Origin of the sequence: Pantoea sp. AS-PWVM4, assembly GCF_000468095.1 — a bacterium.
Taxonomy (GTDB): domain Bacteria; phylum Pseudomonadota; class Gammaproteobacteria; order Enterobacterales; family Enterobacteriaceae; genus Pantoea; species Pantoea phytobeneficialis.
Map to the genome: position 1 here is coordinate 251,665 of NZ_ASZC01000004.1, position 20,992 is coordinate 272,656.

Below are 20,992 nucleotides of genomic sequence, written 5' to 3' on the forward strand. Positions count from 1 at the left end.
CCGGTTAGATGACCGATCCACGCGCAGCAATGCCGCCGTCGATAGTGATGTTGGTGCCGCTGATATAACCGGCGCGATCGGAAGACATAAACGCCACCAAATCGGCGACCTCTTCCGAGGTCGCCGGACGCTTGCCCGGATAGAGCGCGAACAGCTCCTCCCAACGCGCTTCGTCACCCAGCATATCAATCGCTTTGCGTTTCATGATTTTCAGCATGCGATCGGTCGCTACCGGGCCAGGGTTGATGCCAATCACGCGGATGCCGTCATCAAGGCTGCGGCCACCCAGCGCCTTAGTAAATGACATCAGCGCCGCGTTGCCGGTACTGCCCGCGATATAGCTGGCGTCCCAGTTTTCCCCGGAGTTGCCGATGACATTGATGATCACGCCACTTTTCGCGGCTTTCATTTGCGGGTAGTAAAGGCGGCACAGCGAAATGTAGCCGAAGACTTTCAGATCAAAGCCAGCGCGCCACGCCTGATCATCGACGATATCCAGCGATCCCGCCGGGATGTCTCCGGCGTTGTTGACCAGAATATCAATCGCGCCCACTTCCGCCGCCAGCGACTCCATCGCCGCCGTGGAGCTGAGATCTTTTTCGTACACCGAAACGCTGACGCCATATTCGGCGATCAACGCCTGTTGCAGGTCACGCATTGCGGCGCCATTCCGCGCCGCCAGATGCAGGGTACAACCTTCCGCTGCCAGCACGCGCGCCGTCGCTTCACCAATGCCTTTTGATGCGCCAGTGATCAGCGCGCTTTTGCCGTTCAGATTCAATTTCATGTTGTGCTCTCCTGGTTAGGTATACAAGACAAAGCAATTTGCATACCAGGAAAGCCAAATCGTTTTCAGGAAAAACCGGCGATAAAGTCCACGAGGTCATCACCTAACAAGGTCAGATGCTTGCGCATCGCGTCGTGTGCGCCATCCGCATCATTACGCGCAATCGCGTCCAGAATCGCGCCATGTTCTTCCAGCGTTTTATTCACCCGCCCCGGATGAAAGGTGACGCGACGGCGGTAGACACCCACGCGATTGCGCAAGGCGCGCGTCTCTTCAGCTAAAAACTCGTTGCGCGCAAAGGTATAGATCGCTTCATGGAAATTGAGGTTCATATCATAAAAAGCCGCCGGTGAGATCGAGGTGCCTTGATCCGCCATCTGCTGCTGGATCTGGCGCAATTGCGCCAGTTGATCCGGGGAAATACGCCGTGCGGCAAGACGGGCGCACAGCCCTTCCAGCTCGGCCATCACCTGGAACATTTCCAGCAGCGTATTCATGCCCAACGCACGCACCATCACGCCCTGGCGGCCATTCAGATCCACCAGCCCGTCGGCTGCCAGTAGCCGAAAGGCTTCACGCACCGGGGTGCGCGATACCTCAAAACGTGCGGCAATTTCCTTTTCATCCAGCCGTTTACCCGGCTCCAGTGTGCCACTGGCGATCTCTTTTTCCAGCGTCTGTTTCAGACCATCCGCCAGCGAAGTTCCCGTCAGGCGGGAGAGGATTTTTTGCTCACTCATGGTGCTTTTTGCTCGTCAGGTTGCACTGATATGATCCGTTTTGCATACCTAAACTACAAACAGGTATACATCTATTACTTCACTTGATAACGCGTATTGTCGCTGATTTCTGGCGCGGGTCAATGCCCTTTACGGAAGCTGGCACACATCCTGCAAGTCATGAATCGTAGCAAAGCCATTAAAAGTGCGATGCGATGTATACATAGAAGGATTATCACGACATCACCAGGCTATTTGACACCCGAGACCAGAGGATAAACCGATGCCAAGACTCACCTCGCAGTTCGTTCGCCGTTGTCTGACCGGATTGCTGTGCACCGCCTTGCTCAGCAGCGCCGCGCAGGCTGCTCAGGAGAAAGTTTCCGTGCGCCTGAAATGGTTGGCGCAGGCGCAGTTTGCCGGCTTTTATGTCGCCAAAGCCAAAGGGTTTTATGAACAACAGGGGCTGGACGTCACCATTAATCCGGGCGGCCCGAATATTAACGTCGAGACGTTAGTGGCATCCGGTGCCGATACCTTCGGTCTGGCGGGCGGTATGGAGAGTGTGCTGGCTGCACGCGAAAAAGGGTTGCCGATTGTCGCGCTGGCAATGTCGCAGCAGCGCACCCCGTTTGTCTTCGTCACCTATGCCGATTCCGGTATCAACAGCTTTAAAGATTTTAAAGGTAAGAAGGTGTCAGTGTGGTTTACCGGCGTGCAATATCCGCTGCTGGCCTCGCTTGGCGCAGCCGGTTTGAAGAAAGAAGATATCACCCTGCTGCCGCAGTCGGTTTCGCTTAACCCGTTTATTGATAAGCAGGTCGATGTCGCCACCGTCACCCTCTACAACGAGTACAACACCCTGAAAGAGAAAGGCGTTACCAATCTCAAACTGATTTCCCCCGATGATGTCGGCGTCACCACCCAACAGGATGCGCTGATCACCTCAAAAGAGATGGTGGAAAAACATCCGCAACAGGTGCAGGCGTTTGTCAATGCCACGCTGGAAGGCTGGCAATACGCGCTGACTCACCGCGCAGAAACCATCGATATTTTGATGAAAACCAACCCAAGCCTCAACCGTCAACACCAGGTCGCCATGCTCGACAGCGTCGCCAAACTGATGTACCCGCAAGGATCGCCAGGGCTGGGCAATGTCGACATGCCGAAAGCCGAGAAGATGATGAAGCTGCTGGTGCAGTACGGCGCGCTAAAGCAGCCGGTGGATGTGAATCAGACCTTTGATCTCAGCTTCTGGCAAAAGGTCCCGACGCAATACAAAACCCTTAACTGATCTCTGCGCGGAGAAGCCTGATGACCGTGGCACCGAAAAAACATCTGCCGTTGTTGCAGCTGGATAATTTATGGAAACGCTTTGGCGATGCGCAGCAACCGGTGATCGCCGTCTCCGGCGTCAACCTGACGGTGAATGAAGGCGAGTTTGTCACCCTGGTTGGCCCATCCGGCTGTGGTAAATCAACGTTATTTAACATGATTGCTGGCCTGCTTGATCCCGACAACGACGGCGCGATCCTGTTTAAAGGCCAGTCACAGCGGGATGGTGAGTTGCTGGGTAAAGTGTCGTTTATGCCGCAGCGCGATCTGCTGCTGCCGTGGCGCACCATCATGGATAACGCAATTCTGGCACTGGAGTGTGAAGGCGTACCGCGCAAGGAGGCGCGCAAACGTGCTGAAGCGCTGTTTCCCAGCTTTGGCCTGAGTGGTTTTGAGCAAAGCTATCCCCACCAGCTTTCCGGCGGGATGCGTCAGCGCGTGGCGCTGATGCGTACCTTCCTGTTTCAACGCGACCTGATGCTGCTGGATGAGCCCTTTGGCGCGCTGGATGCCCTGACCCGCACCCTGATGCAGCGCTGGCTGCTTCAGCTGTGGGAGCAGAACCGCCGCACCATTCTGTTTATCACTCACGATATTGATGAAGCGATTTTCCTGGGCAGTAAAGTGGTGGTCATGAGCGCCCGTCCCGGCACCATTAAATGCGTCGAGCCTATTGATCTGCCGCGCCCGCGAACCCCGGATATCGTCACCTCCGCCGAGTTTATCGCCATCAAAAAACGGCTGCTGGACGCGATCGAGGAGGAGAGCATGAAGTCGTTTCGCTTTACCCAACACGAGGGGCAATCATGACGAAACGGCTGCTGACTCACCCGCTGGTGGTGACGGTGTTGCTGGTGCTGCTGTGCTGGCAGGGCAGCGTCACGCTGTATTCCATCAGCCCACGCTACCTGCCATCGCTGATGATGGTGGCGCAGGATATGCGGGCTAACGCCGATCAACTGTTGGCCAGCACCGGACGTACCGCGCTGGAAACCCTGCTTGGTTTTGCCCTCGGCTCTGCTTTTGGCGTGGCGTGCGGCATCCTGTTCTTTTACGTTAGCTGGATCGATCGCGCCTGGTTTCCGTTGTTTGTGGTGTCACAGACCGTGCCGGTGATCGCTTTTGGCGCGCTGGTGGTGATTTGGTTCGGCAACACCTTGTTTGCCAAAGTGATGATCGCCTTTTACCTGACGTTTTTGCCGGTCACGTTAAATACCAAACGCGGGCTGCAAATGGTCGATCCACTGCATATCAGCTTGCTGCGTAGCTTTGGTGCCAGCGGCCTGAAACGTTTTCTGGTGTTGCACTTCCCCGCCGCCGCTCCTGCCATTTTTGTCGCGCTGAAACTGGGGATTTCCCTGAGTCTGGTCGGTGCGATTGTCGGTGAATGGTTCGGCGATACCGTGGGCCTCGGCGTGCTGCTGATCCAGTCGATGTACAACGAAGACGTGGTGCGCATGTGGACGCTGATCGTCATCTGTGGGCTGACTGGCGCGCTGCTGTACAGCGTGGTGGAACGCTGCGAGCGCAAACTGGCCTGGTGGGGGAAATAATCGTGATGCGTAAATTCCTGCCACCGCTGTTTGGCGTGTTCAGCCTGATCCTGCTGTGGGAAGGCAGCATCTGGCTGTTTCACATTCCCCCCTTTGTCCTGCCTTCGTTGCACAGCATCGTGCTGGCGGTGGTGAGCAACGGTAGCAGCCTGTGGATTTCGATGGGCTGGACACTGGTTGAGGCCTTGAGCGGCTTTGCCCTTGGCCTGCTGGTCGGTCTGTCACTCGCGATGTTAATGACCGTGTTCCGTCCGCTGGAGGCGATTCTGATGCCGCTGGCGGTGGCGATTAACTCGGTGCCAACCGTGGCCTGGATCCCCCTGGCGCTGATCTGGTTTGGTATGGGCGCACTGTCAAAAGTCGTGCTGGTGATCCTGGCGGTGAGCTTTGTGATTCTGGTCAACAGCCTGCACGGGCTGAAACAGGCCGACCCGCAGATCATCAATCTGATGCGCAGCTTTGGTGCCAGCCGCCTGACCATCATGCGCAAACTGCAACTCCCCGCTGCGTTACCCAATATTGTCAGCGGCCTGCGCGTAGGCCTGGTACGCAGCATTATCGTCGCGATTGTCGCGGAAATGCTCGGCGCGTACCAGGGCATCGGCTGGACGATTTTTCAATCCACGCAGCAGGTGGATCTGCTTACCGTCTGGGCCGCCGTGGTCGTCTCTTCACTGGTCAGCATCGCGCTTTATGGCCTGCTGGCCTGGCTCGACACAACCTTTATCTGGTGGAAATAATCATGACGCAAACCGAACAGCAACTCCGCATTCAGCTTGCCGCCTGTTATCGGCTGGTGGCGCATTTCGGCATGGATGACCTGATTTATAACCATATCTCGGTACGTCTGCCGGGGCCGGAACACCATTTTCTGATTAACCCATACGGGCTGTTTTTCTCTGAGATCACCGCTTCCAGCCTGATCAAAATCGACCTGCAAGGTCATGCGCTGGAACCGAGTGATTACGAGGTGAACCGCGCGGGCTTTGTGATCCATAGCGCCATCCACGCGGCGCGTGAAGATGCCATCTGCGTGTTACATACCCACTCGGATGCGGCAACAGCGGTGTCGGCGCTGGAGGAAGGCTTACAGCCGGTGAGCCAGTTTGCCATGCACTTCTGGAATCGCCTCGGTTACCACGCCTATGAAGGTGTGGCGCTGGATACCGACGAGCAGGCACGACTGGTGCGCGATCTCGGCCCACATCAGGTGATGGTGCTGCGCAATCACGGCATTCTTGCCGCCGCTCGAACCATCCCGGAAGCCTTTATGCTGGCGTACTACTTCGAACGAGCTGCCCGCATTCAACTGATGGCTCAGGGCAGCGGCAGCAAGCTGTTGTTGCCGCCGGAAGCGGTCTCCGAGAAAGCCGCCCGCCAGTTTAACCAATGTGAGGGGGATATTCGCCTGCGCGGTGAGCGCGAGTGGCCCGCCTTTATCCGTCTGCTGGACAAACTTGATCCCAGCTACCGTCAGTAAACATTCAGGAGGTTACCGATGTTAGAGTTACGCCCGTTAACAGACCATATCGGCATGGAAGTGCTGAACGTCGATGCCACACAACCGATTGATCCCGCCACCTTTGCCGCGTTGCGCGACGCACTGAATACTCATTCTGTCCTGCTGCTACGTAACCAGTCGGTCAGTGAAGCGCAGCATGTGGCGTTTGCGCGTGAATTTGGCGAGCTTCAGGTTCATGTGCTGAGTCAGTACCTCACCACACCCTATCCGGAACTGTACGTGTTATCGAATGTGAAGCAGGACGGTAAACCGATTGGCAACCATAAAGAGGGCTGGAACTGGCACTCTGACTGGTCTTATTACGAAGTGCCTTGCTTTGGCTCGGTGCTGCACGCGGTGGAAGTGCCACCGGTCGGCGCGGATACGCTGTTTTCCTCAATGTTTGCTGCTTATGATGCGCTGGATGAGGACACCAAGCGTCTGATCCAACCGCTGAGCGCGGTACACTCCTACTCCACGTATTACGCCAAAGCCTTCGCCGACCGGGAGCCGCTGAGCGCGGAGCAAAAAGCCGCTACGCCGGATGTGGTGCACCCTCTGGTGCGCCGCCATCAGGAAACCGGACGTCCTTCGTTGTTTGTCGGACAGGACATTGTCAAAGAGATCGTCGGTCTGCCGCCGGAAGAGAGCGCAGCCTTGCTGGCACGCCTCAACGCGCACGCCATCAGCGAAGCCTTTACCTACCGCCATAAGTGGCAGGCGCATGATCTGCTGATCTGGGATAACCGCTGCACCATGCACCAGGCCACGCCGTATGACGATGTGGCCTACCGCCGCGTGATGCATCGCGCCACGGTGAAAGGCAGCGAACGCCCGCAGGCGATGGTGTAAAGCATGGCGCAATCCGGCGAACGACTGCATCGGGCGTTGCTCCAGGCGTATAAGCAACGCCATCTGAATAGCCTGAGCTGGCTGGCTGCTGAATCCGCGCTGGCAGCCGCCACCGTTGACAGCGCCGCACCGCTCGCCGGTTTGCCGCTGGTGGTAAAAGATAATATTGATGTCGCAGGCATGCCGACCAGCATCGGCACGGCGCTTTTGGCAGAAGAACGGGTTAGCCACAGCGCTGAACTGGTTACCCGTCTGCAACAGGCCGGCGCGATTATTATCGGCAAAGCTAGCATGCATGAGCTGGCTTCCGGCACCAGCGGGTTAAATGCGGCACGCGGTGATGTGTTACACCCCTTTTTACCTGGCCGCGTGGTGGGCGGCTCCTCCAGCGGCAGCGCGGCAGCGGTGGCTGCTGGCATCGTGCCGGCCAGCATTGGCACCGATACCGGCGCATCGGTCCGGCTTCCCGCCTCTTTTTGTGGATTGATCGGCTTTCGTCCTTCGCTGCTGCGCTATCCACAACAGGGCATCGCACCGATCTCGATCAGTCGCGACACCGCCGGTATCCTGGCGCAACATATTGACGATGTGATGGCACTGGATAGCGCCATCAGCGGTGAATTCGAACACCCCGCGGTGGCGCTGGCGGATTTACGCCTTGGCGTACCGCGCGCGCATTTCTGGCACGGTTGTGAGCCTGCGGTGGCCTCAGCTGCGGAGAAGGTGTTGCAGCAACTGCGCGATCGTGGCGTGACCTTGATTGAGGTGGAAATCACCCAGGTAGCCCAACTGGCGGTGCAGGCCGGTTATCCAATGGCCTCGTTTGAGATGTTGCGCGATCTGCCACGTTATCTGCAACAACGTGGTAGCCAGTATCGTTTTCCTCAGTTGCAACAGGCGGTGAAAAGCCCCGATGTACAGGCGTTGTTGGCAGATGCCGCGACCGTCAGCGAAGCGCAATATCATGCGGCAATGACGCAGTGGAAACCGCAGCTCACCGCGCGCTATCAGGCAGTTTTTCAGCAACATCAACTTGATGGTCTGATTTTCCCCACCGTGCCGCTGCTGCCACCCACGATAGCAACAGCCAACGCGCTGTTTCGGCAACTGATTGCCAATTGTGAACCCGCCACCGTGGTGGGGCTGCCCTGTATCAGCCTGCCGCTGGCGCAGACGCCAGAGGGCATTCCGGTGGGGATCGAGTTGCAATTCGCGGCGGGAGAGGATCGGCGACTGCTGGCAGTGGCAAGCGCCCTGATGGCCCGGTAGCGGCGCGATTTATCGCGCGCCGTTCCGCTGGTACACGAAAACCCGCGCGATAAATCGCGCCGCTACGAACAAAAGATGAATCAAGCCGTGACCAACGAAAAAAGGCGGAGTGGTTAGCTCCGCCTTGATTCAAGTTCCGGTCAGTGGGCCTGACCGGTTAGTTGCAAAAGGGCAACGATGATCTGGTAGCGGCGCGATTTATCGCGCGCCCTTCCGCTGGTGCACGTAAACCCGCGCGATAAATCGCGCCGCTACGAACGAAAGATGAATCAGGCCGTGTCGAACGAAAAAAGGCGGAGTGGTTAGCTCCGCCTTGATTCAAGTTCCGGTCAGTGGGCCTGACCGGTCAGTTGCAAAAGGGCAACGATGATCTGCAAGATAACCCGGACCAGGTCCAACAGTAATCTAATCAGTTCCATCACTTTCCTTCTCCCGTGACAGGAGCGCGCCTTGCGACATTCGGGACTTTGACTCCACCCGCCGAACGCCTTAGCACATCTGTGATGAGTGCTGAGCGGCGCTCATTGTGAAAGCCACAGGCCAGCACCACCTGGTACCTGCCGGGATTTTGACAATCCGCGCCCCTGGGAGTCATCAGTAAGCAATGAGATCACGCCCGGCACTCAACACCTGTATAACCATACAGTAATTTTCCTGAACTTGAAATCTTTCTCTGCACAATTTATGATTCGTTTTGTGATGAGTGCTGAGCACCCCGTTCACCACCCGGTTACCAGCCGTTACGTGAACAAAAATAAAGGATTTGGCGTTGCTGCCAAATCCTTTTTTATTGCCCGTCATTTGAGTCCTGTATCAGGACTTGTCAGCCGGTAATGTCACCCAATAACCCGGCTGATACGGCAACGGCAGGAATTTTTCGTGGAATTCACGGAAGGTCGCATCCGGGTCGAGATCGGCAAACAACTCGGGATGCAGCCACTTCGCCAGCGCCTGAATAGCGACAAACTGATAAGGGCTGTCGTAGAACTGATGCCAGATCGCATGGGCATTGCCGTTATGTGCCACCGGCAAGGTTTTAAACGCATCGCGCATCATCAATGTGCGCAGACGCGCTTCCGCTTCTTTCGTGTCAGCTCCCGGCCCCACACCCACCCATTTACCCACGGTGTTGTAGTTCTTCCAGTTGGCACCGGTCACCACCACCACATCCGGCTGACTGGCGATAATCTGTTCAGGATTCAGGGTGCCAAAGGTGCCAGGAATCAGGTCTTTCGCGATATTGCTGCCGCCCGCCAGTTCCACCATCTGACCGAAGTTCTCGTTGCCAAATGACATACAGCATTCGTCGGTATAACCACCGGCACGGTCAATCATCACTTTCGGGCGTTTGCCGTCAAAGTTCTTCAGGCGATCGGTCACTTTGGCAATCGCTGCACGACGGAACGCGATAATTTCTTCCGCGCGCTGCGGTTTGTTGACCAGTTCACCCATGATGCGGATGCTCTGCTCGGCGTGCTCCATCGGTTTCTCACGGAAATCGATAAACACCACCGGAATGCCCACCGCCTGCAACTTCTCGATCAGTTTGCCTTCGTCGGTCGCCGCTTTGGATTCGAGGTTCATCAACACCAAATCAGGTTTCAGCGTCAGCGCCTGTTCGACGTTGAAGGTGCCATCTTTTGCCCCACCGAAAGTCGGTAACGTCTTGATTTGCGGATAACGTTTCTCATACGCCATGTAGCCATCGTAATCCGCCTTGTGGAAATCATCGCGCCAGCCTACCACGCGCTGAAAAGGGGTCGCCGTATCGAAGGCCGCCAGCAGGTACATCTGTCGCCCTTCCCCCAGAATGATACGTTTTGACTCCTGCGCCACCTCAACCTGGCGTCCGGCCACATCGGTAATAACTTTGGCAGACGAACTTAAGGAAAACGTCAGTAACCCCAGCGCTAACATCCAATTCTTCATGTGATCTACCCATACAGATGATAATGATTATTATTAATGCATTTCGCGGCGTCACTATTACCTGGCGGAAAGAAAATGAAAAGCCTTCACGACACATTTTTTTACATCCCGCTGGCTGTGTCGCCGCTCACAAAACGTGCGTCTTTCGTGAAAACCCTCACAACACCCCATGCAATTGCCCAATTTATCGCCGCGATTTACCGCATTTTGGCTAATGCGTAAACAAAAGGTGAACGCTAGATTAAAAAATGAAACAACGTTTTAATTTTTCATTAACACCCAGGTATGGGTATGTATTCCCGGAGGAGTTGCCGTGAAGATCAGCGCCATTGATGTCACCCTGTTCAGTTACCCCACCCGCCGTGTATCGGATAGCGCCGGGCATTCGCATCCCGGTCCGGAAAGCGATGCACAACTGGCCATGCTTACCCTGACCAGCGAAGACGGCCACTGCGGCTATGCCTTCGCGCCGGCGGAAGTGATTCGCCCGCATGTGGTCAACGCCTTCTTCCGCAAAGTGTTGCTGGGGCAAAACGCTTTTGATCGTGAACGGCTATGGCAGGATTTGGTGCACTGGCAACGCGGCAGCGCCCATCAGTTAACGGAGCGCGCGCTGTCGGCGGTGGAACAGGCGTTGTGGGACCTGATTGGCCGAAAATTACAACTGCCGGTGCATAAACTGCTCGGCGGCTACCGCGACACCATCCCCGCCTATGGCAGCACCATGTGTGGCGATCAACTGGAAGGTGGCTTATCGACCCCCGATGAATACGCACAGTTTGCCGAGCAACTGGTGGCGCGCGGTTATCGCGCGATTAAGCTGCATACCTGGATGCCGCCGGTGTCGTTTGCGCCCAGCCCGATCATGGACATCAAAGCCTGTGCGGCGGTGCGGGAAGCGGTTGGACCGGATATCGCCCTGATGCTGGACGGCTACCACTGGTACAGCCGCAGCGATGCCCTCACCATTGGTAAGGCGCTGGAAAAACTCAACTTCACCTGGTTTGAAGAACCGATGGAAGAAGAGAGCATGGCCTCTTATGCCTGGCTGGCAGATAACCTGAGCATTGATGTGCTTGGCCCGGAAAGCCTCGGCGGCAAACATCACAGCCGCGCTGACTGGGTGCGTGCCGGAGCCTGCGACATTCTGCGTGCCGGGGCCAACGGCGTCGGTGGGATCTCGGCCACCCTGAAAGTCGCCAGTCTGGCCGAAGCCTTTGGCATGGATTGTGAAGTCCACGGCAACGGTGCCGCCAGCCTGGCGGTGGTGGGCGCCATCCGCAACTGCCGCTGGTACGAACGAGGCTTACTGCATCCGTTCCTCGATTACGAGCAACCGCCTGCGTATCTCAACAGCCTGGTTGACCCGATGGATGACCAGGGTTTTGTGCATCTGCCAACCCGCCCCGGTCTGGGCGAGGATATCAACTTTAGCTGGATTGAAACCCATACCCTGAATCGCTGGTAACCCCGACACAAGCAGTACGGCAAACAACAATAAACCTCTGACCTGCTGGACTTTGCTTATGAATCTTTTGCTCCGTTGCACAGCGTGCTGTATGGCGCTGCTGCTGATGGCGGCCAGCCCCGGTTTGCGGGCCGCCACGCCGGATGATCAGCTGATCGTCGGCATGAATATGAACAACCTGTTAACCCTCGATCCCGCCGCCATGACCGGTAATGAAGTGGTGGGCATCGTGGTGAATCTGTATGACGGGCTGGTGGAGCTGGACCCACGCCAGCTCACCCATGTCCGTCCGGCGCTGGCGGAACGCTGGGAGATTAGCCCGGACAACCGCCAGCTCACCTTCCACCTACGTGACAATGTCACCTTTCATTCCGGTAATCCGCTCTCCAGTGAGGATGTGGTGTGGTCGATGCGCCGGGTGTTGCACCTGAATCTGGCCCAGGCGTCGGTGTGGAAATCCTATGGTTTCAGCAAAGACAATGTCGACCAGATGATAACCGCACCGGACGCACGCACCGTCGTCCTGCGTCTGCCAAAAGCCAACGACCCGCTGCTGGTACTGTATTCACTGGCTGCGCTCGGCAGCATGGTGGTATTGGACAGCAAAACCGTGCAGGCGCATGCCAGCAACGGGGACTGGGGCAACCGCTGGCTGACCACCCATGAAGCCGGTTCCGGCCCGTTTCGCCTCGATGTCTGGCAGGCGAAAGACGTGCTGCGTATGAATCGCGATCCTGACTACTGGCGGGGCGCACCGAAGCTGTCGCGCGTGGTGTTCCGCCATTTGCAGGAGTCGCAGACGCTGCGCCTGATGATGGAAAAAGGTGATATCGATATTGCCAGCAATATGGCGATCCCGGACGTCAAAGCGCTGCGCCACGACCCGGATCTCACCGTCGATGCGGTGCCAAAAGGCACAATTTACTATCTGGCGATGAGCATGAAGGATAAGCATTTCGCCAGTGCCAAAGTGCGCGAGGCGGTACGCTATCTGGTGGATTATCAGGGCATCAACAAAAGCCTGATGGCGGGTTATGGCGAACTACATCAACGTCCGATTCAGGCCGGGATGCCCGCCACCCTTCCCGACCCTGGCTACAAACTGGATATCCCCCGCGCCAAAGCGTTGCTGGCGGAAGCCGGTTATCCCAATGGGTTTGACACCACCCTGCGCGTGCTGGCAGACCAACCGTTTCTGAATATCGCCATCGCCATTCAGTCCACGCTGATGCAGGGCGGCATTCGCGCCAAAATCGTCACCGGCACCGGTAACCAGATCTATGGCGCGATGCGTGAACGTCAGTTCAATCTGTTGGTCGGACGTGGCGGCAGCGGCGTGGAACCGCATCCCCACTCCAGCCTGCGTTCGCTGGTCTACAACCCGAACAACGCCGATAGCGCCAGACTGACCAATTTCCAGGGATGGCGTACCGGTTTCTACGATGCGCAACTCAACCAGATGATCGACCAGGCGCTGCTGGAACGCGACAGCGTCCGTCAACAGCAGGATTACTTCGCCATTCAACGTCGCTACGACCAGTTGATACCGGCGTTGATGCCCATCTCGCAAATGGTCGATTCCGTGGTGGTGAATAACCGGGTACAGGATTATATCCCGCATCCTTCGGCCACCACCTTTTTGCGCGACGTATGGAAAACCCCGGATAGCCTGGCAGGAGGTACGCCATGAAACTGACGCGAAGCCACTGGCGGCGCATCCGCAGCCGTGGATGGCAGGTGCTGATCACCCTGATGGGCCTGCTGCTGTTGACCTTCTTTATCGGTCGCGTGATGCCGCTCGATCCGGTGCTGGCGATTGTCGGACCGGATGCCGATCACGCCACTTATCAGCAGGTTTATCATCAACTCGGCTTTGATAAACCCTTGTGGGTGCAGTTTGTCATCTACCTCAATGGCCTGCTGCACGGCAATCTTGGCATGGCGCTGCTGACCGGCCAGCCGGTGATCAACGATATCCTGCGCGTCTTCCCGGCCACGGTGGAACTGGCGACGCTGGCGATTGTGATCGGCACCGGGCTGGGTGTACCACTCGGCGTCTGGGCGGCGGCACGACGCAATGGCGTGGTGGATTATGTGGTGCGCATCATCAGCCTGGCGGGTTACTCGACACCAATTTTTTGGGTCGGGATGGTGGGCCTGCTGCTGTTCTACGCCCATCTCGGCTGGGTCGGTGGTGCCGGACGGGTGGATTTCAGCCTGGACGGTCTGGTGCCGCGCCGCACCGGGTTGCTGTTGGTCGATGCGTTGCTGGCCGGAAATGGCAGCGTGTTCGCCAGCGCGCTCAATCATCTGATCCTGCCCGCTTCTCTGCTCGGCTTTCACTCGCTGGCGTATATCAGCCGCATGACGCGCAGTTTTATGCTGGCGCAACTGACGCAGGAGTTCATTCTGACGGCGCGCGTGAAGGGGCTGACCGAGTGGCAGGTGATCTGGCAACACGCCTTTCGCAATATCCTGGTCCAGCTGTTGACGGTGGTGGCGCTGGCTTACGGCTCGTTGCTGGAAGGCGCGGTGCTGATCGAAACGGTGTTTTCCTGGCCGGGATTTGGTTCCTATCTCACCGGCAGCCTGATGCTGGGCGATATGAATGCGGTGATGGGCTGCGTACTGGTGGTCGGCCTGATTTTTGTCCTGCTTAACCTGATTTCTGACCTGCTTTATCAGGTATTCGACCCGAGGACTAAAGTATGACGATTTCGCTGGATACCCCTTACACCAGCGCGGCGCAGGAGCGTCTGGCACGCTTCCGCCGTTTTGCGTCCCGTAGCGGCCAGTTTATCTGGCGTATGGCCTGCAATCCGCTGACCGCCATTGGCGGTGCGATCATTCTGCTGTTGCTGGTAACGGCGCTGTTTGCGCCGTGGATCGCGCCATACCATCCGCTGATTCAGGATCTCAATAACGCCCTGAGTCCCCCCAGCGCGCAGCACTGGTTTGGCACCGACGAATTCGGTCGCGACATTTTCAGCCGCCTGGTATGGGGGGCGCGCATCACGCTGTATATCGTGCTGCTGGTATCGGTCACGGTCGGCCCGCTTGGCCTGCTGCTGGGCGTAACCGCCGGGTATTTTGGCGGCAAGGTGGATAGCGTGCTGATGCGCGTCACCGATATCTTTATCTCCTTCCCCAGTCTGGTGCTGGCACTGGCCTTTGTCGCCGCGCTTGGTCCTGGTCTGGAACATGTGGTGATCGCCATTACCCTTACCGCCTGGCCGCCCATCGCCCGTCTGGCGCGTGCCGAAGCGTTGTCGCTGCGGCAGGCGGATTTTATCTCTGCGGTGCGTTTACAGGGTGCCTCGCCGCTGCGCGTGCTGTGGAAACATATTGTCCCGCTGTGCCTGCCGTCAGTGATTATCCGTATCACCATGAATATGGCGGGCATCATTCTTACCGCTGCCGGGCTGGGCTTTCTCGGCCTCGGCGCACAGCCGCCGGATCCGGAATGGGGTGCGATGATCGCCAGCGGTCGCAGCTATATGCTGGAGTGCTGGTGGGTGGTGACGGTGCCAGGTCTGGCGATTCTGGTGAACAGTCTGGCGTTTAATTTCTTAGGAGATGGCTTACGTGACATCCTCGATCCCCGTAGCGAGTAACGCCCCGCCGTTACTCGACGTAGCAGATTTACAGGTCAGTTTCGCGCAGGGACGCCAGCTTACCCCGGCGGTGCGTGGCGTCTCCTTCCAGCTTGGGAAGGAGAAACTGGCGATTGTCGGTGAATCCGGTTCAGGTAAATCCACCGTTGGCCGCGCCCTGTTGCAGTTACATCCGCGAAGCGCGCAGATCAGCGCACAACGTATGCAATTTGGTGAGGTGGATCTGCTGCGTGCCACCCCGGCGGAGATGCGTGCTATCCGGGGGAAACGTATCTCAATGATTATGCAGGACCCGAAATACTCCCTCAATCCGGTAGTGCGAATCGGTGAACAGATCGCCGAAGCCTGGCGCAGCCATCACCCCGGCCAGCGCAATGAAGCCCGTCAGCGTGCGCTGGCGATGCTGGATGTGGTGCGCATCCGCGATCCTGAACGGGTGTATCAACTCTATCCACACGAAATCTCCGGTGGACAAGGGCAACGCGTGATGATCGCCATGATGCTGATCACCGACCCGGAGCTGGTGATCGCTGATGAACCCACCTCAGCGCTGGATATTTCCGTGCGCTTGCAGGTGCTGGGCCTGCTGGATGATCTGGTGAAGCAACGCGGGCTGGGGCTGATTTTTATCAGTCACGACATCAATCTGGTGCGCCATTTTTGCGACCGGGTGTTGGTGATGTATGCCGGGCGGGTGGTGGAGTCGTTAGCCGCCGCCGACCTCGATCGGGCGCAGCATCCCTACACCCAGGGGTTACTGGCGGCGCTGCCCGATATCGACCAACGTCGCCCACGGCTGCCGGTGCTACAACGTCAGGCCAGCTGGCTGCAACCTTAAGGAGAACGCATGAAACCGATGATCGGGGTACAGAATCTTAACCTCAGTTTTGGCGAGGATGAACAGCGTCACCAGGTGCTGTTTGACGTTAACCTCGCAGTGCGGGAAGGTGAAATCTTCGGCCTGGTGGGCGAATCCGGTTCCGGCAAAACCACGGTGCTCAAATGCCTCGCCGGATTGTTTAACCACTGGCACGGGGAGTTGACGATTGACGATCAACCGCTGGCGCACCGCATCACGCGCCCGCTGTGCCGCAAAGTACAAATGGTGTTTCAGGATCCTTACGGTTCGCTGCATCCACGTCATACCCTTGGCGATATTCTTGAGGAGCCGCTGCATATTCATGGCATCAGTCAGCGGCAACTGCGCGTGACGACCATGCTGGAAAAGGTCGGGTTAAACCGCGCCTGGCAAACGCGTTACCCCCACCAGCTTTCCGGTGGTCAACGTCAGCGTGTGGCGATAGCCCGCGCCCTGATTCTGGAACCGCGCGTGTTGCTGCTGGATGAACCGACTTCCGCGTTGGATGTCTCGGTGCAGGCGGAGATTCTTAATTTGCTGAGTGACTTGCAGCAACAGGAAAATCTGACATACCTGATGGTCACTCACGATCTCGGCGTGGTGGCGCATCTGTGTCACCGCGTTGCGGTGATGCAGCACGGCAAAGTGCTTGAAACGCTGGATGTGGAGTCGCTGGTGGCGGGACAGGCGGCGGTGCCGTATACGCAGATGCTGGTAGAGGCGAGCAGGTGCCCTCAATTGGCTTAACTCCCGTAGCGGCGCGATTTATCGCGCGGATTTTCCGCCATCGTGCACGGAACCGCGCGATAAATCGCGCCGCTACGTTGAGGTGATAGCTTAAGCCACCACCTCACGCACAAAACGCACAATCTCGTCATTCTGCCCATGCTCGAACAGGCAATGCTGAAGACGCGGGCCGCTCAGCGCGGTTTTCACCAGTTCAGGATCGATCGCACGCAAGGTATCGAGATAATGTTCTTTGACCACCGCCGCTTTCACCTGGTTAAGGATTCCAGCGTTGCGCACCTGTGGTTCTTTGCGTTCCGGCGGATAACCCAGCCCTTTCTCTCCGGTGAAAGCTTTCTCGAAGATAAAGCGCAGGTTGAGTTCTGCCCCCCAACCAAAACCTTTGGCAAAGGGCAGCGACAAGGCATTACCGTTATTGATCTGGGCAAACAGATAAGCGTCAGCCGGATCGATACAGTAGCCACACACCACGCCGGGATGGATATTCAGCGACATCAATGCGCCCTGTCCGGTGCCGCATCCGGCGACCACGAAATCCACCGCTTTGCTGTTGAGCAGCACGCTGGCCATGATGCCGAGGTGAATATAAGTCAGATGATGATCCTGCTCGTCGCTCATGCCGACGTTAAACACCTGATGACCCAGCGGTTGTGCCACCGTCTCCAGTTGGGTTAATACGGTGGCGTTTTTTGCCGCCTGGCTGTTTTCCATCATTAACGCGATTTTCATGATCCATCCTTCATATTAAATTGAAACACCGTTTCATTTTAATCAAAGATCAGTAAAATGCAGCAGAGAAATGCCCTTTTGCTTGTGAGTTATGTCACACAACTGCGAGGAATGACGATGTTTATCTACCGCAATGCCACACAGGTTGAGGATTTGGGAAATGGCGTGACCCGCCGGGTGCTGGCGCACGGTGGCCGCATGATGGCGGTTGAGGTCAGCTTTGAAAAAGAGGCGATAGGTCCACTGCATCACCACCCGCATGAACAACTGACCTATGTGCTTTCCGGGCGCTTCGCGTTCACCATCAACGGTGTGACCAAAGAAGTGAGCGCCGGCGACACCTTGTATAAAGCACCAAATGTGGTGCACGGCTGTGTCTGTCTCGAAGCGGGCACGCTGCTGGATACTTTTACCCCGCAGCGTGAGGATTTTCTCGCGCGATAAATCGCGTACAGATTTGCGCGATTTATCGCGCCGCTACGGACCGCACATAATCGCGCTTTTTCTGCCTGGTTAAACAATATCATCCACCACGCCGCCATCGACGCGCAGCGCAGCACCGGAGGTGGCCGACGCCTGAGTGGAGCAGACGTACACCACCATATTCGCCACTTCATCGACGGTGGCGGCCCGCTGGATCACCGAACTCGGACGCTGGCTCATAACAAACTCTTTCCCCAGCGTCTCCAGCGATTTACCGGTGCGTTTCACTTCGTCGGCCATCATGGTGGCAAAACCATCCGAAATTGTTGGGCCGGGTAACACGCTATTCACCGTGACGCCAGAACCGGCTACCACTTTCGCCAGACCGCGTGCCAGAGAAAGCTGCGCGGTTTTACTCACGCCGTAATGCACCATATCGACCGGGATATTGCGCGCAGACTCGGAAGAGATAAACACCACGCGGCCCCAACCTTTCTTCACCATATCCGGCAGTAAGGCGCGTGATAGCCGCACGCCGGACATCACGTTAGTCTGCCAGTAGGCTTCCCAGGTCTCATCGTCGGTGGCAAAGAAATCTTTCGGACCAAAGATCCCGGCGTTATTCACCAGAATGTCGATGGCAGGCAATCCCTTCAGCAGCGTCTCAACGCCCTGTGCGCTGCTGAGATCGGCGATATGGGTATGGATTTTCGCCCCCACCACCGCAGCATTGAGTTTGTCTCGCGCCCGACTGACCGACGCCTCACTGCGCCCGTTCAACACCACTTCGGCCCCGCTCTCGGCCAGCCCCTGCGCAATGGCGAAACCAATGCCGCCGGTGGACGCGGTGATTAACGCTGTTTTGCCGTGTAGATCGATTTTCATCACATTCTCCATGTTGGTTACGATACCTGCACACGATCGAAAAGCCTGGTAGATACTGCACGCACCGCATTAACGAAACATGCTTTGTAACCAAAGAGTTTGCCAATTGCGGACAAAACGCAGCCACACTCAATGCTTTCACTCCCGTGGGACCACATCATGAAAACCCTTGCCTTTGCCGCACCGGGTGCGATGGGCGCGGCAGTTGCGGCGGTGCTGAGCCAGCACGGCGCGCGCGTCATCAGCCCGTTAAGCCAACGCTCTGCCGACTCACAACAACGCGCGCACGCCGCGCACATTATCGATGCCCCTGAAGCTGCGCTGTGTGACGCCGACATTATTTTTTCCATTGTGCCGCCCGAATTCGCTCTGAGTTGGGCGCAGCAGATGGCTCCGCATTTACAGGCGGCGGCGCGCAAACCGCTGTACGTCGATTGCAACGCCATCAGCCCGGAAACGCTACAACAGGTGGCCGCGGTGATTGAAGCCACCGGCACACCTTTTGTCGATGGCGCGATTATCGGGCTGCCGCCGGGCGAGCAGAATCCTGACGGGCCACGCTTTTGGTTTTCCGGCCCCCACGCCAGCCAGTTAGCGGAGTTGAGCGACCTGGGCCTGCGCGTGCGCATTATGTCGGCGGAAAACGGCGCGGCATCCGCGCTAAAAATGTCCTACGCCGGGATCAATAAAGGCATCACCTTGTTGGTGTCAGCGATGCTGATTAACGCCAGTCGGGTTGGCGCGGCGGAGGCGTTGCATGAGGAGATGACGGAGAGCCAGCCGCAGATCCTGAAAAGAATGAAAAAAGCCGCCCCGGATATGCTGCCAAAAGCCTGGCGCTGGGCGGCGGAGATGGATGAAATCGCGACGCTGAATCAGGGCGAGCTGGCAACCGATCGCCTGTATCAGGCGCTGGGCGAGGTGTGCCGCCAGCTGGCAGCCGACCGCAGAGGCGATCAACAACTCAGCGACCTGCTGGCGGCCTTCTTTCAACCCGATGCCGAAAGCGCCCGCGCTGACTGACGCTGAAGTTGCCGCTGCAACCACGCTTGTGCAGCGGCTACGTCCGGCGCACGGGCATCCAGTTGCAACACCGGACCGAGCGCCATCGGCTGCGCCCGCTCCGCCAGTTGCCGCAGTTCGGGCAGATACTCCGCCCCCGGATGCCCCGGCATACGCTGTTCCAGCCTTGCCTGATAGCGCGCCACCACCTCATCCGGGGTGATCGCCATCCATAGCTCCAGCACCCGCGTCACGCCTGCGTGTTGTAATCCCTCTTCCAGTACCGCTTTGGGTTGAAAACCAAACCAGGCATCAATCAGGTAAACGCAACTGGCCGGTGCCTGGCCGACGATCTTCCATATCGCCTGATAGGCGGCACAGCCGAGCTGACGATTGCGCAGGCGATCCACCGGCGCAAAGCTGGCCATAAACGGCTCTTTCAGGCTATCCAGCGTCAAAACCGGCAGATCAAATTGCTGCGCCAGCGCGCGCGCCAGTGTGCTTTTACCCGAGGCGGGAATGCCGTTGACCAGCACCACGCATTTTTCTTCAGTGGGGGTTGTCATAGGATGTCCATTACCTCCGCCACACTGCTGGCTTTACGCAGTCGCACCAGCGTCTCCTCATCCTCCAGCATCGTGACAATCGCGCGGATGCCCTCCTCGATATGCGCATTGCTGTCACGCGCGCCAAACATGATGACGATATCCGCCTTGTCGCTGCCGTCGAACGACACCGGTTCCTCCAGCACAATCAGGCTGAAGCAATCCTTCAGTACTCCGGTTTCCGGTCGGGCATGAGGGATGGCAATCCCCTCTTCAAACACGTAATACGCACCGTGCGTCAGGGTGTTGGCGATCACCGCTTCGGGATAGGAGGCGTTGACATAGCCGCCCTGCACCAGTGGCCGGGCGGCAAGGCTGATCACTTCCCGCCAGTCACGGCTGGTAATCCCCACCTGAATCGCATTCGCTTCCTGCAACAGTTGTTTGATGCTCATACCGCCTCCTTAAATCGATTTGCGGATGGTATTACGCAGCTCATCGATTTTGACGAACAGCGGATCAATCTCCTGACGAAAACGGCGGCTTTTGGCAAATAAACTTAATGCACGATTATATTCCAGCATTAATTGTTTTTGCGTGTCCCCCGCCCGTGGGTTATTTGCCAGCTGCTGCTCCAGCGCGTTTATTTTCTCGCTGATACTTTCAGCCTGACGATCTATTTCCTGCTGATCCTGCCCGTTATTTTCCGGGACCTTTTTCCTGAATCCGAACATAGCGTCTCCTGCCCCGAATGGCGCCAGGGCACCTCAGGTTA

At 57.4% G+C, this 20,992-nt stretch carries 25 protein-coding genes; 16 read left to right on the top strand and 9 right to left on the bottom strand.

All coding sequences use genetic code 11. The features are described 5' to 3' along the window. Window positions 1-4: 4 nt before the first annotated feature. Window positions 5-787, bottom strand: a complete 783-nt coding sequence (locus L579_RS05785; protein ID WP_021183342.1) for an SDR family oxidoreductase — start codon at window positions 785-787, stop codon at window positions 5-7. 65 nt (window positions 788-852) lie between these two features. Then, window positions 853-1,527: a GntR family transcriptional regulator gene (locus L579_RS05790; RefSeq protein WP_021183343.1), complete on the bottom strand. Its 675-nt coding sequence runs from the start codon at window positions 1,525-1,527 to the stop codon at window positions 853-855. Window positions 1,528-1,789: 262 nt separating this feature from the next. On the opposite strand from L579_RS05790, the gene L579_RS05795 reads away from it, so the two are divergent. The 7 genes from L579_RS05795 to L579_RS05825 are packed head-to-tail and all read left to right on the top strand — an operon-like array spanning window position 1,790 to window position 8,016. Further along, window positions 1,790-2,800: an ABC transporter substrate-binding protein gene (locus L579_RS05795; RefSeq protein WP_021183344.1), complete on the top strand. Its 1,011-nt coding sequence runs from the start codon at window positions 1,790-1,792 to the stop codon at window positions 2,798-2,800. A 20-nt stretch (window positions 2,801-2,820) separates the two neighbouring features. Next, complete coding sequence (locus L579_RS05800) at window positions 2,821-3,651, top strand: ABC transporter ATP-binding protein (protein ID WP_021183345.1); 831 nt, start codon at window positions 2,821-2,823, stop codon at window positions 3,649-3,651. Next, window positions 3,648-4,394, top strand: coding sequence for an ABC transporter permease (locus L579_RS05805; protein WP_021183346.1), 747 nt, complete (start codon window positions 3,648-3,650; stop codon window positions 4,392-4,394). The genes L579_RS05800 and L579_RS05805 overlap by 4 nt, the downstream gene beginning before the upstream one ends. Before the next feature lie 5 nt (window positions 4,395-4,399). After that, window positions 4,400-5,134 carry an ABC transporter permease gene (locus L579_RS05810; protein ID WP_021183347.1) on the top strand — a complete coding sequence of 245 codons (735 nt, stop codon included), beginning with the start codon at window positions 4,400-4,402 and terminating at the stop codon, window positions 5,132-5,134. Window positions 5,135-5,136: 2 nt separating this feature from the next. Next, the gene (locus L579_RS05815) at window positions 5,137-5,874 is read left to right on the top strand and encodes a class II aldolase/adducin family protein (protein ID WP_021183348.1); all 738 of its coding nucleotides are present in this window, start codon (window positions 5,137-5,139) and stop codon (window positions 5,872-5,874) included. An 18-nt stretch (window positions 5,875-5,892) separates the two neighbouring features. Further along, window positions 5,893-6,747 (top strand): TauD/TfdA dioxygenase family protein, encoded by an 855-nt coding sequence (locus L579_RS05820; RefSeq protein WP_021183349.1) that lies wholly within the window; start codon window positions 5,893-5,895, stop codon window positions 6,745-6,747. Window positions 6,748-6,750: 3 nt separating this feature from the next. Then, window positions 6,751-8,016 carry an amidase family protein gene (locus tag L579_RS05825; RefSeq protein WP_021183350.1) on the top strand — a complete coding sequence of 422 codons (1,266 nt, stop codon included), beginning with the start codon at window positions 6,751-6,753 and terminating at the stop codon, window positions 8,014-8,016. Window positions 8,017-8,610: 594 nt separating this feature from the next. Here the strand turns inward: L579_RS05825 and L579_RS23930 are convergent. Then, entirely contained in the window at window positions 8,611-8,817 is a 207-nt protein-coding gene (locus L579_RS23930; protein WP_036625280.1) for a hypothetical protein, read from the bottom strand. 12 nt (window positions 8,818-8,829) lie between these two features. Further along, complete coding sequence (locus L579_RS05835) at window positions 8,830-9,945, bottom strand: ABC transporter substrate-binding protein (RefSeq protein ID WP_036625282.1); 1,116 nt, start codon at window positions 9,943-9,945, stop codon at window positions 8,830-8,832. A 75-nt stretch (window positions 9,946-10,020) separates the two neighbouring features. Between L579_RS05835 and L579_RS23935 the strand changes: the two genes are divergently transcribed. The 7 genes from L579_RS23935 to L579_RS05865 all read left to right on the top strand — a co-directional run bounded on the left by L579_RS23935 (window position 10,021) and on the right by L579_RS05865 (window position 16,633). Beyond that, window positions 10,021-10,167, top strand: coding sequence for a hypothetical protein (locus tag L579_RS23935; protein WP_021183353.1), 147 nt, complete (start codon window positions 10,021-10,023; stop codon window positions 10,165-10,167). A gap of 91 nt (window positions 10,168-10,258) precedes the next feature. Beyond that, entirely contained in the window at window positions 10,259-11,413 is a 1,155-nt protein-coding gene (locus L579_RS05840; RefSeq protein ID WP_021183354.1) for a mandelate racemase family protein, read from the top strand. Window positions 11,414-11,471: 58 nt separating this feature from the next. Continuing rightward, complete coding sequence (locus tag L579_RS05845) at window positions 11,472-13,103, top strand: ABC transporter substrate-binding protein (protein WP_036625285.1); 1,632 nt, start codon at window positions 11,472-11,474, stop codon at window positions 13,101-13,103. Next, a complete protein-coding gene (locus L579_RS05850) occupies window positions 13,100-14,125 on the top strand; it encodes an ABC transporter permease (RefSeq protein WP_021183356.1) in 1,026 nt (341 codons plus the stop codon). Before L579_RS05845 ends, L579_RS05850 begins: the two co-directional genes overlap by 4 nt. Continuing rightward, window positions 14,122-15,027 carry an ABC transporter permease gene (locus tag L579_RS05855; RefSeq protein ID WP_021183357.1) on the top strand — a complete coding sequence of 302 codons (906 nt, stop codon included), beginning with the start codon at window positions 14,122-14,124 and terminating at the stop codon, window positions 15,025-15,027. Before L579_RS05850 ends, L579_RS05855 begins: the two co-directional genes overlap by 4 nt. Continuing rightward, window positions 14,999-15,865, top strand: coding sequence for an ABC transporter ATP-binding protein (locus L579_RS05860; protein WP_021183358.1), 867 nt, complete (start codon window positions 14,999-15,001; stop codon window positions 15,863-15,865). The genes L579_RS05855 and L579_RS05860 overlap by 29 nt, the downstream gene beginning before the upstream one ends. A gap of 18 nt (window positions 15,866-15,883) precedes the next feature. Continuing rightward, window positions 15,884-16,633 carry an ABC transporter ATP-binding protein gene (locus tag L579_RS05865; RefSeq protein ID WP_036625408.1) on the top strand — a complete coding sequence of 250 codons (750 nt, stop codon included), beginning with the start codon at window positions 15,884-15,886 and terminating at the stop codon, window positions 16,631-16,633. A gap of 90 nt (window positions 16,634-16,723) precedes the next feature. On the opposite strand, the gene L579_RS05870 is transcribed toward L579_RS05865, so the two are convergent. Then, window positions 16,724-17,362, bottom strand: a complete 639-nt coding sequence (locus L579_RS05870) for an RpiB/LacA/LacB family sugar-phosphate isomerase (RefSeq protein WP_021183360.1) — start codon at window positions 17,360-17,362, stop codon at window positions 16,724-16,726. Window positions 17,363-17,479: 117 nt separating this feature from the next. Between L579_RS05870 and L579_RS05875 the strand changes: the two genes are divergently transcribed. Further along, window positions 17,480-17,806, top strand: coding sequence for a cupin domain-containing protein (locus L579_RS05875; protein WP_021183361.1), 327 nt, complete (start codon window positions 17,480-17,482; stop codon window positions 17,804-17,806). 69 nt (window positions 17,807-17,875) lie between these two features. Here L579_RS05875 and L579_RS05880 read toward each other — a convergent pair whose 3' ends face one another. After that, window positions 17,876-18,670 carry an SDR family NAD(P)-dependent oxidoreductase gene (locus tag L579_RS05880; protein WP_036625300.1) on the bottom strand — a complete coding sequence of 265 codons (795 nt, stop codon included), beginning with the start codon at window positions 18,668-18,670 and terminating at the stop codon, window positions 17,876-17,878. 159 nt (window positions 18,671-18,829) lie between these two features. On the opposite strand from L579_RS05880, the gene L579_RS05885 reads away from it, so the two are divergent. Further along, the gene (locus L579_RS05885; RefSeq protein WP_021183363.1) at window positions 18,830-19,693 is read left to right on the top strand and encodes an NAD(P)-dependent oxidoreductase; all 864 of its coding nucleotides are present in this window, start codon (window positions 18,830-18,832) and stop codon (window positions 19,691-19,693) included. Here the strand turns inward: L579_RS05885 and L579_RS05890 are convergent. The 3 genes from L579_RS05890 to L579_RS05900 are packed head-to-tail and all read right to left on the bottom strand — an operon-like array spanning window position 19,660 to window position 20,951. Further along, complete coding sequence (locus tag L579_RS05890; protein WP_021183364.1) at window positions 19,660-20,238, bottom strand: AAA family ATPase; 579 nt, start codon at window positions 20,236-20,238, stop codon at window positions 19,660-19,662. The two genes, L579_RS05885 and L579_RS05890, sit on opposite strands and share 34 nt — an antisense overlap. Next, a complete protein-coding gene (locus tag L579_RS05895) occupies window positions 20,235-20,672 on the bottom strand; it encodes a PTS sugar transporter subunit IIA (protein ID WP_021183365.1) in 438 nt (145 codons plus the stop codon). The genes L579_RS05890 and L579_RS05895 overlap by 4 nt, the downstream gene beginning before the upstream one ends. A 9-nt stretch (window positions 20,673-20,681) precedes the next feature. Then, window positions 20,682-20,951: a hypothetical protein gene (locus L579_RS05900; RefSeq protein WP_021183366.1), complete on the bottom strand. Its 270-nt coding sequence runs from the start codon at window positions 20,949-20,951 to the stop codon at window positions 20,682-20,684. Window positions 20,952-20,992 lie beyond the last annotated feature (41 nt).

Excerpts from the sequence above, each read along its gene's own strand:
- L579_RS05785 (WP_021183342.1), bottom strand. The coding sequence starts at position 787 with ATGAAATTGAATCTGAACGGCAAAAGCGCGCTGATCACTGGCGCATCA.
- L579_RS05790 (WP_021183343.1), bottom strand. The coding sequence starts at position 1,527 with ATGAGTGAGCAAAAAATCCTCTCCCGCCTGACGGGAACTTCGCTGGCG.
- L579_RS05795 (WP_021183344.1), top strand. The coding sequence starts at position 1,790 with ATGCCAAGACTCACCTCGCAGTTCGTTCGCCGTTGTCTGACCGGATTG.
- L579_RS05800 (WP_021183345.1), top strand. The coding sequence starts at position 2,821 with ATGACCGTGGCACCGAAAAAACATCTGCCGTTGTTGCAGCTGGATAAT.
- L579_RS05805 (WP_021183346.1), top strand. The coding sequence starts at position 3,648 with ATGACGAAACGGCTGCTGACTCACCCGCTGGTGGTGACGGTGTTGCTG.
- L579_RS05810 (WP_021183347.1), top strand. The coding sequence starts at position 4,400 with ATGCGTAAATTCCTGCCACCGCTGTTTGGCGTGTTCAGCCTGATCCTG.
- L579_RS05815 (WP_021183348.1), top strand. The coding sequence starts at position 5,137 with ATGACGCAAACCGAACAGCAACTCCGCATTCAGCTTGCCGCCTGTTAT.
- L579_RS05820 (WP_021183349.1), top strand. The coding sequence starts at position 5,893 with ATGTTAGAGTTACGCCCGTTAACAGACCATATCGGCATGGAAGTGCTG.
- L579_RS05825 (WP_021183350.1), top strand. The coding sequence starts at position 6,751 with ATGGCGCAATCCGGCGAACGACTGCATCGGGCGTTGCTCCAGGCGTAT.
- L579_RS23930 (WP_036625280.1), bottom strand. The coding sequence starts at position 8,817 with ATGACGGGCAATAAAAAAGGATTTGGCAGCAACGCCAAATCCTTTATT.
- L579_RS05835 (WP_036625282.1), bottom strand. The coding sequence starts at position 9,945 with ATGAAGAATTGGATGTTAGCGCTGGGGTTACTGACGTTTTCCTTAAGT.
- L579_RS23935 (WP_021183353.1), top strand. The coding sequence starts at position 10,021 with ATGAAAAGCCTTCACGACACATTTTTTTACATCCCGCTGGCTGTGTCG.
- L579_RS05845 (WP_036625285.1), top strand. The coding sequence starts at position 11,472 with ATGAATCTTTTGCTCCGTTGCACAGCGTGCTGTATGGCGCTGCTGCTG.
- L579_RS05850 (WP_021183356.1), top strand. The coding sequence starts at position 13,100 with ATGAAACTGACGCGAAGCCACTGGCGGCGCATCCGCAGCCGTGGATGG.
- L579_RS05855 (WP_021183357.1), top strand. The coding sequence starts at position 14,122 with ATGACGATTTCGCTGGATACCCCTTACACCAGCGCGGCGCAGGAGCGT.
- L579_RS05865 (WP_036625408.1), top strand. The coding sequence starts at position 15,884 with ATGATCGGGGTACAGAATCTTAACCTCAGTTTTGGCGAGGATGAACAG.
- L579_RS05870 (WP_021183360.1), bottom strand. The coding sequence starts at position 17,362 with ATGAAAATCGCGTTAATGATGGAAAACAGCCAGGCGGCAAAAAACGCC.
- L579_RS05875 (WP_021183361.1), top strand. The coding sequence starts at position 17,480 with ATGTTTATCTACCGCAATGCCACACAGGTTGAGGATTTGGGAAATGGC.
- L579_RS05880 (WP_036625300.1), bottom strand. The coding sequence starts at position 18,670 with ATGAAAATCGATCTACACGGCAAAACAGCGTTAATCACCGCGTCCACC.
- L579_RS05885 (WP_021183363.1), top strand. The coding sequence starts at position 18,830 with ATGAAAACCCTTGCCTTTGCCGCACCGGGTGCGATGGGCGCGGCAGTT.
- L579_RS05890 (WP_021183364.1), bottom strand. The coding sequence starts at position 20,238 with ATGACAACCCCCACTGAAGAAAAATGCGTGGTGCTGGTCAACGGCATT.
- L579_RS05895 (WP_021183365.1), bottom strand. The coding sequence starts at position 20,672 with ATGAGCATCAAACAACTGTTGCAGGAAGCGAATGCGATTCAGGTGGGG.
- L579_RS05900 (WP_021183366.1), bottom strand. The coding sequence starts at position 20,951 with ATGTTCGGATTCAGGAAAAAGGTCCCGGAAAATAACGGGCAGGATCAG.